The sequence below is a fragment of the Coprococcus sp. AF102-57 genome (assembly GCF_027686195.1).
Taxonomy (GTDB): domain Bacteria; phylum Bacillota; class Clostridia; order Lachnospirales; family Lachnospiraceae; genus Allocoprococcus; species Allocoprococcus comes.
Map to the genome: position 1 here is coordinate 1 of NZ_JAQCSY010000061.1, position 544 is coordinate 544.

The following is a 544-nucleotide window of genomic DNA, read 5'->3' on the forward strand; positions in this document are numbered from 1 at the left end:
AAGTTCGGGACAAGTTGACCCGATGTGTGGGTGGCAAACTGGAATTAATCAGTTTCTTGTAACCTTTCGAATAGTTGGCTATCAATTTTATAAATTCCTTGATAAGGCTGTTCAATATAGTATTTACCACTATCCTCATACGCAAAGATAGTACTTGTTCCTGTCTCAAACTGGAAGTCAATTTTGATATAACTTTCCACTTGTGGACAGTCTTGAACACTTTCCTTCTTAGTCGGTTCAGAACTGGAAATATCGGCGATTATTTCACTTATCCAAGTTTTGTCTGAATGACTTACTGTATTTTCCCCAAAAGTTATATCAATAGATGTAATCTCGTCGGTTTGAGGTAACGTAATAGGAGCTACCTTTTTTCCACACGCAACTAAAGTCAGTACACAAGTAAGACACAAAAACAAAGAAAGAAATTTTTTCATAAGCATATTACCTCCAAATTCCGATTAGTCGTTGACTTCATTATACTTTATTCGACCGTCAAAGTATAGAGAGATTTTGTAAAACTTGTCGGCTGGGAACAGCTTGCAAC

The 544-nt window shown here is 36.4% G+C and carries 1 protein-coding gene; it reads right to left on the reverse strand.

All coding sequences use genetic code 11. The features are described from left to right. Nucleotides 1-44: 44 nt before the first annotated feature. Nucleotides 45-434, reverse strand: coding sequence for a DUF5301 domain-containing protein (locus tag PGZ10_RS16575; RefSeq protein ID WP_029731695.1), 390 nt, complete (start codon nucleotides 432-434; stop codon nucleotides 45-47). Between the last annotated feature and the right edge of the window lie 110 nt (nucleotides 435-544).